This window comes from Janthinobacterium sp. SUN211, from assembly GCF_030587315.1.
GTDB lineage: Bacteria > Pseudomonadota > Gammaproteobacteria > Burkholderiales > Burkholderiaceae_D > Janthinobacterium > Janthinobacterium kumbetense.
The window spans coordinates 919,562-936,233 of sequence record NZ_JAPWIC010000002.1; the positions used below are offsets into that span (position 1 = coordinate 919,562).

The following is a 16,672-nucleotide window of genomic DNA, read 5'->3' on the forward strand; positions in this document are numbered from 1 at the left end:
TCATGCGCCATATTATTTCTGTCTTGCTGGAAAACGAAGCGGGCGCCCTGTCGCGCGTGGTGGGCCTGTTCTCGGCACGCGGTTACAACATCGAAACGTTGACCGTGGCGCCGACGGAAGACTCGACCCTGTCGCGCATGACCATCGTCACCAGCGGCTCGGACGACATCATCGAGCAGATCACCAAGCACTTGAACCGCCTCATCGAAGTGGTGAAGGTGGTGGACCTGACCGAAGGCCAGCATATCGAACGCGAGTTGATGCTGATCAAGGTCCGTGCCGTGGGCAAGGAGCGCGAGGAAATGAAGCGCACCGCCGATATCTTCCGTGGCCGCATCATCGATGTCACCGAAAAGACGTACACGATCGAATTGACCGGCAACAAGGTCAAGCTCGACGCGTTCATCGATTCGATCGACCGCGCCGCCATCCTGGAAACCGTCCGCACGGGTGGTTCCGGCATCGGCCGCGGCGAACGCATCCTCAAAGTATAAAAATACAAGCAGCTCTACGCGGCCCTGGCGCCGCATTTAAAACAACAACGCATCATCAAATTATAGGAAATACCATGAAAGTTTTTTACGACAAAGACGCTGACCTCTCCTTGATCAAAGGCAAAAACGTTGCCATCATCGGCTACGGTTCGCAAGGCCATGCACACGCACAAAACCTGAACGATTCGGGCGTCAACGTCACCGTCGGCCTGCGCAAGGGCGGCGCGTCGTGGACCAAGGTCGAGCAAGCGGGCTTGAAAGTAGCGGAAGTCAACGACGCCGTGAAAGCGGCCGACGTCATCATGATCTTGCTGCCGGATGAAAACATCGCCCAGGTCTACAACGAAAACATCGCCCCGTTCGCCAAGCAAGGCGCCGTACTGGCCTTCGCCCACGGTTTCAACGTGCATTACGGCCAAGTCGTGCCACGCGCCGACCTGGACGTGATCATGGTCGCGCCGAAAGCCCCAGGCCACACCGTGCGCGCCACCTACACCCAGGGCGGCGGCGTGCCTCACCTGATCGCCGTGTACCAGGATAAATCGGGCATCGCCCGCGATATCGCCCTGTCGTACGCATCGGCCAACGGCGGCGGCCGTGCCGGCATCATCGAAACGAATTTCCGTGAAGAAACCGAAACGGATCTGTTCGGTGAGCAAGCCGTGCTGTGCGGCGGCGCCGTGGAACTGATCAAGGCCGGCTTCGAAACCCTGACGGAAGCCGGTTACGCGCCTGAAATGGCGTACTTCGAGTGCTTACACGAACTGAAGCTGATCGTCGACCTGATCTATGAAGGCGGCATCGCCAACATGAACTACTCGATCTCGAACAACGCCGAATACGGCGAATACGTGACCGGTCCTAAAGTCGTGACGTCGGCCACCAAGGATGCGATGCGTCAATGCCTGAAAGACATTCAAACGGGCGAATACGCGAAGAGCTTCATCCTGGAAAACAAGGCAGGCGCACCGACCCTGATCTCGCGCCGTCGTCTGACGTCCGAGCACCAGATCGAAGAAGTGGGCGCGAAACTGCGCGCCATGATGCCTTGGATCGCCAAGAACAAGATGGTCGACCAGTCGAAAAACTAAGCATTTTTTGCTGATTCACCATAAAAAAGCCGGCACAAGCCGGCTTTTTTATGTGCGCAGGCGCCTGGCAGGCAACATCCGTTACAATCAGGCCCATTCAACAATACCGTCAGCCTCATGCTTGTTTTTTCTAAAGTTTTTGTCGGGAATCTTCATGTGGTCAAGCGCCCCGTCGCGGTTGCCGTCAGCTGCTGGTTTCTGGTCATCGGCTCGCTGTTGGCGCTGGTATCGGCTTTCCTCGGCCGCCACGACCCCGCCATGCTGGCCGCAATGGGGGACGGCGTGATTCCCGCCGAAGTGCAATACGCGATTTTGCTCTTCAGCCAGGGCATTACCCTGGTGGCGGCGCTGGCCATGCTGCAACGGCAGCGTGGCGCGCGCACGGTGTATCTGGTGTGGGGCGTGATCGACATTGCGCTCTGCCTGGCGACCTTGCCGGTCAAGATGAACGTCTTGCCTGGCGCGCTCATGTTCGCCGTCATCTGCGCCTTCCTGTACAGTCCGAAATCGAATGCCTGGTTTTCGCCACGCAAGGCGGCCAATGATGCCTGCATGACGCCAGCCTGAGCATGGCTGCCTGAACACGGCTATTTCCCTGCGCACGCCGTCGCGGCGTTTGCGCTACAATTCCGCCCTTCCTTTGCAGTTTCATATCGCTGCATCTGTTTCGGTATCTGCCGACCGCAACGCGCATTACCGCTATTTGATAGCACGCCAGGCTCGTTGAAGCGCTGCCTGCGCAACCCGAGGTACCCACATGACTGACCGTATGACCGCCGCCGTGCCTGTTTCAGGCCCTGCCGGCACTGCCATTTCCCGACGCTTTCCGCTGGCCGCCTTGCTGGCGCTCGCGATGACCAGCTTTATCGCCATCCTGGCCGAAACCTTGCCCGCCGGCCTGTTGCCGCAGATTTCGCGGGGTCTCGGTATTTCCGAAGTCATGACGGGTCAGCTCGTCACGGTGTTTGCGATCGGCTCCATTCTGACCGCCATCCCCCTGACCGCCATGACCAGCGGCTGGCGCCGCCGCAAGGTGCTGCTGCTGGCCGTCGGCGGCTTCCTGGTCTTCAATACCATGACGGCGCTGGCGCCCAATTACATGGTGGCGCTGGCCTCGCGCTTCCTGGCCGGCATGGCGGCCGGGTTGGCCTGGGGCTTGATGGCTGGCTATGCGCGCCGCATGGTCAGCGTGGAACAGCAGGGCAGGGCGATGGCCATTGCCATGATCGGCACGCCGCTGGCCCTGTCGCTGGGCGTGCCGCTGGGCACCTTGATGGGCGGCGTGCTGGGCTGGCGCAGCATCTTCGGCATCATGTCCGGCCTGGCTGTGGTCCTGGTCGCCTGGATACTGGTGGCCGTGCCCGATTATCCGGGGCAAAGGAATGGCGAACGGCTGTCGATCCGCCAGGTGTTCATGACGCCGGGCGTGCGGCCGATCCTGGCGGTGATCGTCGCCTGGATGCTGGCGCATAACATTCTGTATACCTATATCGCGCCGTTCCTGGCGCCGTCCGGCTTGCGTCCCCGCATCGACCTGGTGCTGCTCGTGTATGGCGTGGGCTCGCTGGCCGGCATCTGGCTGGTCAGCCAACTGATCGACCGCTGGCTGCGCCCGCTCGTGCTGGGCTGCCTCGCCGCGTTGGCCTGCGTGGTGGTGGCGCTGGGCCTGGCGATGGACTCGCCGGCCGTCATCTATGTCAGCATGGCCATCTGGGGCGTTACCTTTGGCGGCGCCGGCACCTTGCTGCAGACGGCGTCGGCCGACGCGGCCGGCGACGGCATGGATGTGGCGCAGGCGATGGTGGCGACCATCTGGAACGTGGCCATCGCGGGCGGCGGCCTGGCGGGCGGCGTGCTGCTGGACGGCTATGGCGCGGCCTCGTTCCCCTGGGCCATGCTGGCCTTGCTGCTGGTGGCCTTGACCATCGCCTGGCGCGCGCGGCGTTACAGTTTCAAGCCGGGCCGGCGCAGCGGCGGCCCGGTGGCGGGCCACTAATAACATTGTTATTTTGAATGACGGTGTATTGAAATGTGAGCAGATGTGACTGGCAAGCACATTTTGTGACGATTTGTTAATTTGCGCCACAGGAATGAATGAGGCGTTAGAATCTACACAGTTTGACAAGTTTCTCAAGCGAAAGAGGTGGCAACAGCCACCCCTTTCGCGGGCTGTCAGCCATATTAACTACCTAGGAGTACCCCATGACCGTGATGAAATCCGTCCTTGTTGCCGCCGCAGCCACCGTTGCCCTGAGCGCACAAGCCCAATCCCTGCCGACCAACGGCACCCTGGTGGTCGTACCCGCGTTTGGCGAAGTCAAGCATGTCAATGACCAGGTGGTCGCTACCCTGGCCGTCGAAGAACAGGACAAGGACAAGGCTGCCGCCGCGTCGCGAGTCAACCAGAAGATGAACAAGGGCATCGCCATCGTCAAGCAGGCCGATCCTTCTGCCGCGCTGAAATCGTATGGCTATTACACCTATCCCGTGTATCCGGAAGAGCGCCCATTGCCAGCCGGCGCCGTGGCCAAGCCACGTTTGCCGACGGCCTGGCGCGTGGGCCAGTACCTGGAAGTGACGACGGCGAATCTGGCGACCCTGCCAAAAACCGTGTCGGCGGCGCAAGGCGTGCTGACCCTGAATGGCTTGAATTTCGGCCTGAAGCCGGAAACCATCCGCCTGCTGGACGATCAGCGCATCGCCGCCACGTATAAGAACCTGAACGAGCGCGTGGCCGCCATCGCCAAGGCCATGGGCCGCAACGTTGCCGACGCCGTGCTCGATACGGTGGACTTCGAAGGTTCGGGCAACTATGTCACCGAAAACCGTGCTGCCGCCGCACCGATGATGATGCGCAGCGCCAAGATGGCTGAAGACAGCACCGTCGCCGAACCGAGCTTCGAGCCGGGCGAAACGACGCTCGACATGCGTGTCGTCGGCAAGGTCAAGTTCAAGTAAGTGCATTAGCGTGGAAACAATTCCGCGTTAGACTGTTTTAAAAATCATGGGGCTGTTGGCCCCATGGTCGTTTTTGCCCCATTATTTTTCAGGAGAACACCATGACCGTCATGAAAACCATGCTGGCCGCCGCTGTCGTTACCGCCGCCGCTACCGTTGCCCTGGGCGCACAAGCCCAGGCCTTGCCCACCTCCGGCACCCTCGTGGTGGTGCCCGCCAACGGCGAAGTGGTGCATGCGAACGACCAGGTGACCGTCACCCTGGCCATCGAAGAGCAGGACAAGGACAAGGCCGCCGCCGCCTCGCGCGTGAACCAGAAGATGAACCAGGGCGCCGCCATCGTCAAGAAAGCCGATCCGCAAGCCGTGCTGAAGACCCAGGGCTACTACACGTATGCCGTGTACCCGGAAACGGCGCCGCTGCCGCCAGGCGTCGCCGCCAAGCCGCGCGTGCCGACGGGCTGGAGAGTGGGCCAATACCTGCAGGTCACGACGACCAACCTGGCCGCCTTGCCGAAAACCGTTTCCGCGGCGCAAGGCGTGCTGACCCTGAACCGCCTGAACTTCGGCCTGGCGCCCGCCACCATCCGCAAGCTCGACGACCAGCGCATCGTCGCCGCCTACAAGAACCTGAACGAACGCGTGGCCGCCATCGCCGGCGCCATGGGCCGCAACGTCAATGACGCCGTGATCGACACCATCGATTTCGAAGGCTCGGGCAATTACGCGCAGCGCGTCAGCGTGGCCGGCGCGCGCAACATGAGTGCCGACGCCATGGGCTATGGCGGCAACCAGGTGGCCGAGCCGAGCTTCGAGCCAGGCGAAACGACCCTCAACATGGGCCTGGTGGCGAAGGTCAAGTTCAAATAAGGCTAGCTTCGGGATCAATATTGTCAGCTTGACGCCGCCACGCTTTTCTTTGGCGGTAGCTCCTCTATAATGGCAATATCGGCGGGCGCATGGCGAGACAGTCATGCGCCTGCCATCTGGCACCGATTCCCCCGCAGTACACAAGATATGGAACAACATGGCAAACTTCCCCCGTCGTAGAGGCAAGAACGGCACCCCCGCAGCATCCAAAGCGTCCCGCTTCAGCAAATTCGTGCGCCAGCCGGTGACCGATGGCACTGGCAAGAAAACCTTGCGCCGCCGCGGCATCTATCTGTTGCCGAACGCCTTCACGACGGCAGCCCTGTTTTGCGGTTTCTACGCCATCGTCATGGCCATGAACCAGAAATTCGAACACGCGGCCTGGGCCATCTTCATCGCCATGATCCTCGACGGCCTCGACGGCCGCATCGCGCGCCTGACGAATACGCAGAGCGAATTCGGCGCCCAGTACGACAGCCTGTCCGACATGGTGTCGTTCGGCGCCGCGCCCGCGCTGGTGATCTACGAATGGTCGCTGCGCGGCATGGGCAAGCTGGGCTGGCTGGCCGCCTTCGTGTATTGCGCCGGCGCGGCCTTGCGCCTGGCCCGTTTCAACACGAATATCGCCGTGGTCGACAAGCGCTTCTTCCAGGGCTTGCCCAGCCCGGCGGCGGCCGCCATGGTGGCCGGCTTCATCCTGTTGATGAACGACCTGGAATTTGCCGGCAACCAGCTGGCCTGGGTGTCGTGGGCGATCGCCCTGTTTTCCGGCCTGACCATGGTCACCAACGTGCCGTTCTACAGCTTCAAGGATGTGAATTTCCGCAAGTCCGTGCCGTTCATCGTGGTATTCCTGCTGGCATTGTTCTTTGCGCTCATCTCCATCGACCCGCCGAAAGTGCTGTTCCCGATTTTCGTCGCCTATGGCCTGTCCGGCTACGCCGTGTTCTTCTGGCGCATGGCGAAGGGCAAGCCCGTCAGCATCATCCAGACCGACCCCGAGCATTGATGCGCTGAGTCGGTAGCGTCGCCAGTCTTCAGCCAGCCAGGAGCAGCCATGAGCAGCAGCAACCGACTCATCATTTTTGACACCACCTTGCGCGACGGCGAGCAATCGCCGGGCGCCTCCATGACGCGCGAGGAAAAGCTGCGCATCGCCAAGCAGCTCGAGCGCCTGAAGGTCGACGTGATCGAAGCGGGCTTCGCCGCCGCCTCGCAAGGCGACTTCGAGTCGATACGGGCGATAGCCGGCGCCGTGCGCGAATCGACCATCTGCTCGCTGTCGCGCGCCAACGACCGCGACATCGCCCGCGCCGCCGAAGCGCTGGCGCCGGCCGAGCGCAAGCGCATCCACACGTTTATTGCCACGTCGCCCCTGCACATGCAGATGAAGCTGCGCATGACGCCAGAGCAAGTGCTTACGCAAGCGCAAAACGCCGTGCGCTACGCGCGCCAGTTCACGGACGACATCGAATTCAGCCCCGAAGACGGCAGCCGCTCCGACGAGGATTTCCTGTGCCGCGTGCTGGAAGCCGTGATCGCCGAGGGCGCCACCACCATCAATTTCCCCGATACGGTGGGCTACGCCGTGCCGGAAATCTTTGGCGCCACCATCAAACGCTTGCGCGAACGCATCCCGAACTCAGATAAAGCCATCTGGTCTGTCCATTGTCATAACGACCTGGGCCTGGCTGTGGCCAATTCCCTGGCCGGCGTCATGATAGGCGGCGCGCGGCAAATCGAATGCACGATCAATGGCCTGGGGGAGCGGGCCGGCAACACGGCGCTGGAAGAGGTGGTGATGGCGCTGCGCACGCGCGCCGCCTATTACAACTTGACGGTGGGTATCGACACGACGCAAATCGTGGCGGCATCCAAGATGGTGTCGCAAATCACGGGCTTTGCCGTGCAGCCGAACAAGGCCGTCGTCGGCGCGAACGCCTTTGCGCACGCGTCCGGCATCCACCAGGACGGCATTTTAAAGGCGCGCGAGACGTATGAAATCATGCGCGCCGAAGACGTGGGCTGGACGGCCAACAAGATCGTGCTGGGAAAATTGTCGGGCCGCAACGCCTTCAAGCAGCGGCTGCACGAGCTGGGCATCGCGCTGGAATCGGAAGCGGACATCAATGCCGCCTTCATCCGCTTCAAGGAGTTGGCGGACCGGAAATCCGAAATCTTCGACGAAGACATCATGGCCCTCGTCAGCGAGGAACAGCAGGCGCAGGAAAGTGAGCACTACCGTTTCATTTCACTGACGCAGCAGTCGACGACGGGCGCCGTGCCGCATGCGCGCGTGGAATTCCTCGTCGGCGGCAAGCAGCTGAGCTGCGAAGGGCGGGGCGACGGCCCCGTCGACGCCACCGTCAACGCCATCGAAAGCGCGGCCGCCAGCGGCGCGGAGCTGGTCTTGTTCTCCGTCAATGCCATCAGCACGGGCACGCAGTCGCAGGGCGAAGTCACGATGCGATTGTCGCGCGACGGGCGCATCGTCAACGGCGTGGGCGCCGACCCGGACATCATCGTCGCGTCGGCCAAGGCGTATCTGTCGGCGTTGAATAAACTGCATGCCAAGGATGAGCGCATCGATCCCCAGCCGTAATTCGGGGGGCAGACCCGCCGGGTCTGACCCCCGAATTTGATGCTCACCGTACCAGAGTACGGTTGCGCTTCTTAGTCACCTCTCTCTTCCGCTCGCTACGGTTTTATCAGGCGTCGTTACGCCGGTAATGTTTTACCAGAAAAACCGCCGCTCTTCCTTGGCCGGATCGGGGCCGTTCATCATCATGCGCACGATGCCGTCGTGGTCGAAGTGCACGTGCATCATGGAATCCCAGACGCCCGATTCCTTGTAGCGGTAAGACCAGACGTGCAGTTTCGGCAGCGACAGATACGACGTTTCCGTCGGGCGGCCCAGGGTGTGCAGCACGTCTTGCTGGGTCGATACGCCCACCTTGATGCGGGCAAAGCCCGGCGTATCGAGCACTTGCTCGTAGGAAATGAGCTTGTCGTCGGGGCCGAAGCGGGCCATGTACGTGTACTGGCCGTAGGGGCCCGTCGCGTATTCCAGTTCCGCGCCCGTGGGCAGCTGGTAGATGTTGCTTGGCCGGCCCAGGCGCGCTTCCACGGCGGCGCGCGGCTCGCCCGGCTGGGGCGGCGGGACGTTCCAGCTGGCGCAGCCGGCCAGGACGGCAAACAGCATGGGTGTTGCTAATTTGAGCAGATTTTTCATGTTTGACCTCCTGAAATGCAGGAAAACCCTATCATGCACCGAGAAAAGCGCGCACGGCAGGATACAGGCGGGCATTTTTCCGATATACTTGCGCGTCTGGTTGGCAGCATAGGCCAGTATTTTAATAATCGTAGTTCACGGTGGATAGGGTTCAGACTCTGTGCACCGCATGTGAAAGGTTTATCATGACAGTAGAAAACATCAACAAAGCCGCTATCATCGCGGACAACGCACGTGGTCAAAACGACACCGGCTCCCCTGAAGTGCAAGTTGCACTGCTGACAGCTCGCATCAACGAACTGAACGGCCACTTCAAAGCCCACTCGAAAGATCACCACTCCCGCCGCGGCCTGATCATGATGGTCAACCGTCGTAAGAGCCTGTTGTCCTACCTGAAGGCTAAAGACGCTACCCGTTATCGCGACCTGATCGCTAAACTTGGTCTGCGCAAGTAATTTTTGCCGTACAAGGTTTATACAGAAATGCCTGCGCCAGTTCGCTGACGCGGGCATTTTGTCATTTGAATTCCGGATTTATGTCGAGAAGTACAGTATTCTCTACCGATATCATGTTTTAAAAGTAAAGTAGCAAAGGTGGCAACAAGTAAAGGCAGCATTTTTACGCCGCCTGTGGTGAGGTGAACGACAGCCCCTGAAAATCTGTCGGCAATTAGAAAAGGGATACCCCATGTTTAACAAAGTTACGAAAACCTTCCAGTACGGTCAACACCAAGTGACCCTGGAAACCGGCGAAATCGCACGTCAGGCATCCGGCGCAGTGCTGGTGTCGATCGAAGATACCGTCGTTCTGGCAACGGTGGTGGCACGCAAAGATGCCAAGCCAGGCCAGGATTTCTTCCCTTTGACGGTTGATTATGTTGAAAAAACCTATGCTGCCGGTAAAATCCCGGGCGGTTTTTTCAAGCGCGAAGGCCGTCCTTCCGAAAAAGAAACACTGACATCCCGTTTGATCGACCGTCCTATCCGTCCGCTGTTCCCGGAAGGCTACCTGAATGAAGTGCAAGTCATCATTCACGTGCTGTCGGTCAACCCTGAAATCGATCCGGACATCGCCGCCATGATCGGCGCCTCGGCTGCCCTGTGCGTATCGGGCGTGCCTTTCAACGGTCCTATCGGCGCCGCGCGCGTCGGTTACGCCAATGGCCAGTACATCCTGAACCCGACCGTCCAGCAACTGAAAACGTCGGAAATGGACCTGGTGGTCGCCGGTACCGAAACGGCCGTGCTGATGGTCGAATCGGAAGCGAAACAGCTGTCCGAAGAAATCATGCTGGGCGCCGTGGTCTTCGGCCACGACCAGATGAAAGTCGTCATCGACGCGATTCACGACCTGGTGCGTGATGGCGGCAAGCCGGAAGTGGAATGGGCGCCTGCGCCGAAAAACGAAGCACTGATCGCCCGCGTCGCGCATTTCGCCAACGCCAAGATCAATGACGCGTATCAAACCAAGGACAAGCAAGAGCGTACGGCCAAGCTGAAAGCGGCGACGTCGGAAGTGATCGCCGACCTGTCGGCCGAAGCGGCTGCCGCCGGCGGCGCATCGATCGACAGCGCTGAAGTCAACAACATCCTGTTCGACATCGAAGCGAAAATCGTGCGTACGCAAATCCTGGACGGCGAGCCACGCATCGACGGCCGCGACACGCGCACCGTGCGTCCGATCTCGATCCGCACCAGCGTGCTGCCACGCACCCACGGTTCGGCCCTGTTCACGCGCGGCGAAACGCAAGCGCTGGTCGTTGCCACCCTGGGCACCGCCCGCGACAGCCAGAAGATCGATGCGCTGATGGGCGAGTTCACGGATTCGTTCATGCTGCATTACAACATGCCTCCGTTCGCCACCGGCGAAACGGGCCGTGTCGGTACGCCAAAACGCCGCGAAATCGGCCACGGCCGCCTGGCCAAGCGCGCGCTGATCGCCGCCCTGCCAGCCGCTGAAGAGTTCAGCTACTCGGTGCGCCTGGTATCGGAAATCACGGAATCGAACGGTTCCTCGTCGATGGCATCGGTGTGCGGCGGCTGCCTGGCACTGATGGACGCCGGCGTGCCGATGAAGGAACACGTGGCCGGTATCGCCATGGGCCTGATCAAGGAAGGCGGCAAGTTTGCCGTGCTGTCCGACATCCTGGGCGACGAAGATCACCTGGGCGACATGGACTTCAAGGTAGCCGGTACCCGCAACGGTATCACGGCGCTGCAGATGGACATCAAGATCATGGGCATCACCAAGGAAATCATGCAAGTGGCACTGGCGCAAGCCAAGGAAGGCCGCGAGCACATCCTGGGCGAAATGCAAAAAGCCATGCCGCACGTCAAAACCGAACTGTCCGATTTCGCACCGCGTCTGATCACGATCAAGATCAACCCGGAAAAAATCCGTGACGTGATCGGCAAGGGCGGCGCCGTGATCCGCGCGCTGACCGAAGAGACGGGCACCCAGATCGACATCAGCGACGAAGGCGTGGTCACCATCGCTTCCGTCGACGCCGCTGCCGGCCAGGAAGCCAAGCGCCGCATCGAAGAACTGACCGCTTCCGTCGAAGTGGGCAAGACCTACGAAGGCACCGTGCTGAAACTGCTGGACTTCGGCGCCATCGTGCAAGTCATGCCAGGCAAGGACGGCTTGCTGCACATCTCGCAGATCGCCAACGAGCGCGTCAACGCCGTGGCCGACTACCTGAAAGAAGGCCAGCTGGTGCGCGTCAAAGTGCTGGAAACGGACGACCGCGGCCGTTTGAAACTGTCGATGAAAGCTGCCGAAGGCAACGAAGCGCCAGCCGCTTAATGTCTTTCAGGTTCGCCTGAGTGCGGCTTCGGCCGCATGCTCAAAAACCGCCGGCGCGCAAGCCCTGGCGGTTTTTTTATGCGCCGCGTTTGCGCTGTATCGAAGGCGTGTGCCGGCTTGTCCGTCTGTCTGCACCGGCCTTGATCCAGCGCGTATCGGCCGCCGCTGCTCTCTGTAGATTCGGCATGGGATCTTCCCCTGAACGAGTCTTCCAAGGAGATGCAGCATGCGCACATACTGCGGGCTGGCCGCCGCCTTTCTGCTTGCCGTCGCGCCCGGTGTCCGGGCGCAGCTGGACAGCGCACCGACGCCGGTGCCGTTGCCCATCCCTATCGCCGCCGCGTCCGCGGCCATGCCGGCGCAAGACCTCGACGCCTTGCGCGCCGTGCATGCGCGCGAAATCAATGACCTCAGCACCTTCAGGACGGCGGGCTTGCAGCGCGAAGCCATCGATCCCTACCTGGACAGCGCGCCGGGCCAGCAATTCCTGCGCGAACTGCGCGCCGCCGATCCTGCCGCCCCGGCCGAGACGATTTACGCGCGCGCGGTCGAGCAGCTCGCCTCCGGCAGCACCTTGCCCGATGTGCAAGCCATGTCGGCCGCGCTGGTGAAGATCGTGCCGCATGGCCAGAATGTGTCGCCGTACTCGCCGTATTTCACCACCAGCGCGCAATTGCAGCTGGCTTCGGGCAAGTGCGCCAGCCTGGCCGACTGTTTCGGCTTGCCCTTGAAGAGCGAGGCGCCGCTGTATGATGTGTATCAGGTCATGCCCAAGGGTACCGTCAGCGTGTTCGTCAGCCAGGTGGCGCCGACGGAAGAGCTGGGCGGGCTGGTGCGGCGCCGTGGCGGGGCGCAGCAGTATCTACTGCCCAACCGCAGCCTATGGTCGGCCCCCGTGCTGATCGGCACGATCAAGAATTGAGGAGAGATGATGGATCAACCGCGCCTGCAAGCCCATGCCGCCGAACTGGAACAGTTGTTGACGCGCCTGGCGCCCGCCGATGGGGAAGTGGCCGACCTGCGCAGCGCGCTGGAGCCGCTGCTGGCCCTGGCGGGCAGCGGCGCCTTGACGGCGCCCTTGCCGTGGGGCGATATCCCCGGCGGGCGTTATTTTACGGAAGGCGGCTTGCGCCGCTACCCCGAGCTGGAGCAGGCATTTGCCCGTTTCCGCATCGAGGCGACGGGCGGCGAATCGCTGGCCCTGCGCAAGCTGCGCGGCGAGATCTGATTAATATATGGTATCAATTGTTGTTTATGGGTAATTGACTGTCAGTATTGCTTGACGACAAAATCTTATTCCCTGACCATGGCGCATCCCTCCCGATTTTCTCTTTTTTATTGGATGCACCATGTTGTCCTCCCTTAAGGCGCGGCTGATCGCCATCGCCGTTTCCATCGTCGTGCTGGCCATGCTGGCCGTCGCCATCGCCAACTTCTTCACTACCCGCTCCAGCACCCTGGCCGCGCTCGACACGCAGATGCTGCAGTTGTCGCACAGCCATGCCGCGGCCATCGCCGAATGGCTGCGTTCCAAGCAAGCCGTCGTGGGCTCGCTCAAGCAGGGCGCCACGGCGGCCGATCCGCTGCCGGCCCTGAAGGCGGCCGAGCAGGCCGGCACCTTCGACATGGCGTATATCGGCTTTGCCGACAAGCACGCCGTCTTTTCGCAGGAGCGCAAGCGCGCCGCCGACTACGACCCCACGGCGCGGCCCTGGTACAAGCTGGCGTCCGAAGTGGGCGGCCCCATCATCACGGCGCCCTACATCGGCGCCAGTACGGGCAAGCTGGTGGTGACGTTTGCCGAGCCGCTGGGCGGCAAGGGCAGCGTGACGGGCGTGATGGCGGCCGACGTGATGATGGATGCGGTGGTGCAAAACGTCGCCTCGATCAAGCCGACGGCGTCCAGCTATGCCTTCCTCGTCGATGGCGGCGGCAAGATCATCGCCCACCCGGACGGCAAGCTGACCCTGAAGCCGCTGGCCGAGCTGGATCCGGGCCTCAGTGCGCAGGCGCTGGCCGACATCGAAAAGAGCGGCGACGGCGCCGCCATCCGCCTCGGCGAACGCAATGGCATCTTGCATGTGAGTAAGGTGCCGGGCAGCGACTGGCTGCTGGCGACCGTGCTCGACCGTGCAGAAGCGACGCAAGCCTTGAGCTCCATGCTGCGTGCCTCGGCCTTGACGGCCTTGCTGGTGCTGGCCCTGGCCGCCACGGTCTTGAGCGTGCTGGTGGCGCGCGCCTTGCGCCGCCTGGGCCTGGTGCGCGATGCGATGGAAGCGATCGCCACGGGCGACGGCGACCTGACCAGCCGCCTCGACGCGGAAGGCACGGACGAGCTGGCGCAGATCGCCAAGGCGTTCAACTTGTTCGTCGAAAAGATCGCCACCGTGCTGGTGCAGATCCGCAGCATCAGCACCCTGGTGCGCAGCGAATCGGCCGATATCGCCGCAGGCAACGCCGACCTGTCCTCGCGCACGGAAGCGCAGGCGGGCGCGCTGGAAGAAACGGCCAGTTCGATGGATGAGCTGACGTCGACCGTCAAGCAGAATGCGGAAAACGCGCATGCGGCCAATGAGCTGGCCGTGTCCGCCTCGGAAGTGGCGGCCAAGGGCGGCCGTGTGGTGCAGCAAGTGGTCGGCACCATGGCCGGCATCCAGGAAAGCTCGCGCAAGATCGTCGACATCATCGGCGTGATCGACGGCATCGCCTTCCAGACGAATATCCTGGCCCTGAACGCGGCCGTCGAGGCGGCGCGCGCGGGCGAGCAGGGCAGGGGCTTTGCCGTGGTGGCGTCCGAAGTGCGCAACCTGGCGCAACGGTCTGCCGGCGCGGCGAAGGAAATCAAGGAATTGATCGGCGATTCGGTGGAAAAAGTCGATGCGGGCGGCCGCCTCGTCGATGAGGCGGGCCAGACCATGGACCAGGTGGTGGCGTCGGTGCAGCAATTGACGACCATCATGAGCGAAATCACGGTGGCCAGCCGCGAACAGAGCGCCGGCATCGGCGAGATCAATACGGCCGTCACGCACATGGATACCATGACGCAGCAAAACGCGGCCCTCGTCGAGCAAGCCGCCGCTGCCGCGGAAAGCCTGCAGGAGCAGGCTGTGGACCTGGCGCAAGCCGTCGGCATGTTCCGCCTCGGCGATGCGGGCCCTGCCGCCGCGCCCGCGCCCGTGACCCGCCTCAAGGCGAAGCCGGCCGTTCGTGCTGCCGCGCCGCGCGCGCCAACCCGCGCGCTGTCGCCGGCCAAGCCCGTCAAGGCGGCCAAGTCCGGCGCCGACGAGTGGGAAGAGTTTTAAGCGTACAGCAATCGCGACGCTTATTCGGCACGTTCATCCGCGTTTTTGTCAGGCCAGCCTGCCAAAAGCGCAGTTCGTCGCAATCGGCGTGTCTGCCGGGAGTGGTATGGCTATAGTGACACCATACCGCAAGCCCACTGCCAGACACCCGAGGAGATTCAAATGAACGTCGCTAAAAACATGGAAGTCATCGCCGTTGCCGCCGCCATCCTGCTCGGCGCCAGCTGCTACGCCATCGCCCCGGCCGCCCCGGCCCTGCAAGTGGCCAGTTCCACGGCCACCCTGGCCGCGCCAGCGAACAAGGCGGCCATGCAAGTGGTGGTGGTCAAGGCCAAGCGCTTGACCGCCTTGGAAAAAGCCCGTTTTGCATAATTGATTGTCAGCAATTTTTGCTGCTGCTACAGTGGCAGCCAGCGGCGATGCGCGCGGGTCCCACGAGGGCGCCGCGACACATAAAAACAAGATACCGAGGATGCACTACATGAAAAAGACACTGCAATTGGCGCTGCTGTTCCTGGCGACTCTGGGCCTGGTGCGCGGCGCGGCCGCGGAGACCCGCTTGCTGGAAATGCGCAACATCGACGCCCGCGTGGTGCGCGTCAAGCTCGATGGCGTGATGGAGGTGCGCATTCGCCAGGGCAACGTGCCTTCGCTGAGCATCACGGCCGACAAGCGCTATATCGCCGACGTCAGTACGGCGCAAAGCGGCGATACCCTGCACATCGAAACGGAAGTGCGCGGCTTCAAGATCGGCCCTTCGTCGATACGCGCGGACCTGGTCTTGCCGAATTTGCGCGAGCTGAGCTCGGAAGGCTTCGGCAGCACGGACATCACGGGTTTCAAGGGCGAGGAACTGACCCTGTCGCTGGAAGGGGCGGGCAGCATCAAGCTGGTGGGCGACTACCGCAAGCTCAACGCCAGCCTGGGCGGCGTGGGCAGCATGCAGATATGGATAGGCAACAATGAGCGGGCCGAGCTGGACTTGCAGGGTGCGGGCTCGGTCGTGCTGGGCGGACGCGGACGACTCTTGAAAGCCAGCCTGGGCGGCCTGGGCAGCCTGAATGCGCAGCAATTCGAAGCGGACGCCGTGAACCTGGAATTGAGCGGCCTCGGCAACGCCACGGTGAATGCCCATACGAATGCCAAGCTGAACTTGAGCGGGCTCGGTTCGGTGGTGGTGTACGGCAAGCCGGTCAACCGCGATGTCAGCGTCGAGGGCCTGGGCAAAGTTAGCTGGAAGTAAAAGCATCCTGCCGCAGGCCGTATTGGCAGGACAAGAATAAGTAGTCAGACCACATCCCATTCCGATGAAAAAACTGATCATTACATTACTCATGCTGTTGACGATACAGCTACCCGCGCGGGCTGGCTTCGCCGAAGGCGCCAGTGCCTACAACAACAAGAATTACGCCTTGGCCTACAAGGAAATATTGCCCCTTGCCAAGACCGGCAGCGCCGATGCCCAGCACTTGCTGGGCTTGATGTATTACATGGGACGGGGCTTGCCGCAGGATTACAAGCAAGCCATGTTCTGGCACCGCAAGGCGGCCGAGCAGGGCAAGGCCGACGCCCAGTATGTGGTGGGTGCCATGTATTACACAGGCAACGCCGTGCTGCAGGATCATAAGCAGGCCGTCGGCTGGTTCCGCAAGGCGGCCGAGCAGAACCATGCCGAGGCGCAGCAGGTGCTGGGCCTGATGTACCGCTACCACATGGGCGGCGTGCAGCAGGATAACGTCATCGCCTACATGCTGTGGAACCTGGCGGCCGCGAATGGCAACGCGAATGCGGCCGACCAGCGCGCCGCCGTGGTGCGCAAGATGACGCATGAGCAAGTCGAAGAGGGGCAAGCCCTGTCGGCGAAATGGAAGCCGGGCACGCCCTTGCCGCGCCAGTCGAAAACGGGCGCCGGTTAAGACGG

The 16,672-nt window shown here is 62.0% G+C and carries 17 protein-coding genes; 16 read left to right on the forward strand and 1 reads right to left on the reverse strand.

The genetic code is table 11. The features are described 5' to 3' along the window. Positions 1-2: 2 nt before the first annotated feature. From ilvN to O3301_RS09920, 8 genes are all read left to right on the forward strand, one after another. On the forward strand, positions 3-494 hold the full coding sequence (gene ilvN, locus O3301_RS09885; RefSeq protein ID WP_010399754.1) for an acetolactate synthase small subunit: 492 nt from the start codon (positions 3-5) through the stop codon (positions 492-494). A 74-nt stretch (positions 495-568) separates the two neighbouring features. Further along, complete coding sequence (gene ilvC, locus O3301_RS09890; RefSeq protein ID WP_034750044.1) at positions 569-1,585, forward strand: ketol-acid reductoisomerase; 1,017 nt, start codon at positions 569-571, stop codon at positions 1,583-1,585. A gap of 156 nt (positions 1,586-1,741) precedes the next feature. Then, a complete protein-coding gene (locus tag O3301_RS09895; RefSeq protein WP_305056254.1) occupies positions 1,742-2,152 on the forward strand; it encodes a hypothetical protein in 411 nt (136 codons plus the stop codon). Positions 2,153-2,342: 190 nt separating this feature from the next. After that, a complete protein-coding gene (locus O3301_RS09900) occupies positions 2,343-3,581 on the forward strand; it encodes an MFS transporter (RefSeq protein WP_369812184.1) in 1,239 nt (412 codons plus the stop codon). A gap of 206 nt (positions 3,582-3,787) precedes the next feature. Further along, entirely contained in the window at positions 3,788-4,543 is a 756-nt protein-coding gene (locus tag O3301_RS09905; RefSeq protein WP_251351414.1) for an SIMPL domain-containing protein, read from the forward strand. A 101-nt stretch (positions 4,544-4,644) separates the two neighbouring features. Next, positions 4,645-5,412, forward strand: a complete 768-nt coding sequence (locus O3301_RS09910; protein WP_305056255.1) for an SIMPL domain-containing protein — start codon at positions 4,645-4,647, stop codon at positions 5,410-5,412. A gap of 157 nt (positions 5,413-5,569) precedes the next feature. Next, complete coding sequence (gene pssA, locus O3301_RS09915; RefSeq protein WP_077407095.1) at positions 5,570-6,421, forward strand: CDP-diacylglycerol--serine O-phosphatidyltransferase; 852 nt, start codon at positions 5,570-5,572, stop codon at positions 6,419-6,421. 48 nt (positions 6,422-6,469) lie between these two features. Beyond that, positions 6,470-8,014, forward strand: coding sequence for a 2-isopropylmalate synthase (locus O3301_RS09920; RefSeq protein ID WP_305056256.1), 1,545 nt, complete (start codon positions 6,470-6,472; stop codon positions 8,012-8,014). A gap of 132 nt (positions 8,015-8,146) precedes the next feature. Here the strand turns inward: O3301_RS09920 and bamE are convergent, their stop codons facing one another. Continuing rightward, the gene (bamE, locus tag O3301_RS09925; protein ID WP_289916427.1) at positions 8,147-8,644 is read right to left on the reverse strand and encodes an outer membrane protein assembly factor BamE; all 498 of its coding nucleotides are present in this window, start codon (positions 8,642-8,644) and stop codon (positions 8,147-8,149) included. 185 nt (positions 8,645-8,829) lie between these two features. Between bamE and rpsO the strand changes: the two genes are divergently transcribed. The 8 genes from rpsO to O3301_RS09965 all read left to right on the forward strand — a co-directional run bounded on the left by rpsO (position 8,830) and on the right by O3301_RS09965 (position 16,667). Beyond that, on the forward strand, positions 8,830-9,099 hold the full coding sequence (gene rpsO / locus O3301_RS09930; RefSeq protein ID WP_010399743.1) for a 30S ribosomal protein S15: 270 nt from the start codon (positions 8,830-8,832) through the stop codon (positions 9,097-9,099). Between the two features lie 232 nt (positions 9,100-9,331). Beyond that, positions 9,332-11,449 (forward strand): polyribonucleotide nucleotidyltransferase, encoded by a 2,118-nt coding sequence (pnp, locus tag O3301_RS09935; protein ID WP_010399742.1) that lies wholly within the window; start codon positions 9,332-9,334, stop codon positions 11,447-11,449. A gap of 226 nt (positions 11,450-11,675) precedes the next feature. Continuing rightward, positions 11,676-12,371: a hypothetical protein gene (locus O3301_RS09940; RefSeq protein WP_305056257.1), complete on the forward strand. Its 696-nt coding sequence runs from the start codon at positions 11,676-11,678 to the stop codon at positions 12,369-12,371. Positions 12,372-12,377: 6 nt separating this feature from the next. Continuing rightward, a complete protein-coding gene (locus O3301_RS09945; RefSeq protein ID WP_305056258.1) occupies positions 12,378-12,677 on the forward strand; it encodes a hypothetical protein in 300 nt (99 codons plus the stop codon). Positions 12,678-12,798: 121 nt separating this feature from the next. Continuing rightward, positions 12,799-14,751 carry a methyl-accepting chemotaxis protein gene (locus O3301_RS09950; protein WP_305056259.1) on the forward strand — a complete coding sequence of 651 codons (1,953 nt, stop codon included), beginning with the start codon at positions 12,799-12,801 and terminating at the stop codon, positions 14,749-14,751. A gap of 162 nt (positions 14,752-14,913) precedes the next feature. Further along, positions 14,914-15,123, forward strand: a complete 210-nt coding sequence (locus O3301_RS09955) for a hypothetical protein (protein ID WP_099667156.1) — start codon at positions 14,914-14,916, stop codon at positions 15,121-15,123. Positions 15,124-15,232: 109 nt separating this feature from the next. Then, a complete protein-coding gene (locus O3301_RS09960; RefSeq protein WP_099388387.1) occupies positions 15,233-15,994 on the forward strand; it encodes a GIN domain-containing protein in 762 nt (253 codons plus the stop codon). A 64-nt stretch (positions 15,995-16,058) separates the two neighbouring features. Then, positions 16,059-16,667 carry a tetratricopeptide repeat protein gene (locus O3301_RS09965; protein WP_289898460.1) on the forward strand — a complete coding sequence of 203 codons (609 nt, stop codon included), beginning with the start codon at positions 16,059-16,061 and terminating at the stop codon, positions 16,665-16,667. Positions 16,668-16,672 lie beyond the last annotated feature (5 nt).